The sequence below is a fragment of the Massilia sp. CMS3.1 genome, assembly GCF_051262535.1.
Lineage (GTDB): Bacteria > Pseudomonadota > Gammaproteobacteria > Burkholderiales > Burkholderiaceae_D > Telluria.
Window position 1 is genome coordinate 1 of record NZ_JBIMES010000100.1, and the last position, 334, is coordinate 334.

Consider the following 334-nt stretch of genomic DNA (forward strand, 5'->3'; position numbering starts at 1 on the left):
GCGATGGCAGTTGCGCGCGGCAAAAGCACTTTTGCGACTGCTTACGTGGGTGTCGTGCCTCCAGGTTCCATTTCACTTTGTCCTGACCTGTGCGGACCGCAACCGCTAGCCGATTCCAGGGGTGAGATCAGAGTCAGCGGCGCCCCTAAATTACTGAAATTCAATTTGCATCCAAACCCCGTGTCCCTATTGAACGCCAAGCCGACCGTCTGGTTCAACGCCGATGTAGAGGTGACTGACTGATCACCCCCAGGGTATTACGTCGACGTCACCTCTTCTGATGTCGGCTCCGGGTCGGTTGCGGTCCTTCGCTGGTAGACTGCTTCCGGCCAAA

1 protein-coding gene is annotated in these 334 nt (G+C 56.9%); it reads left to right on the plus strand.

Annotated elements, in window-relative coordinates; genetic code table 11:
- A partial coding sequence (locus ACHAC9_RS24590) for a hypothetical protein (RefSeq protein ID WP_435764450.1) occupies positions 1 to 243 on the plus strand: 243 nt, incomplete at its 5' end.
- Between the last annotated feature and the right edge of the window lie 91 nt (positions 244 to 334).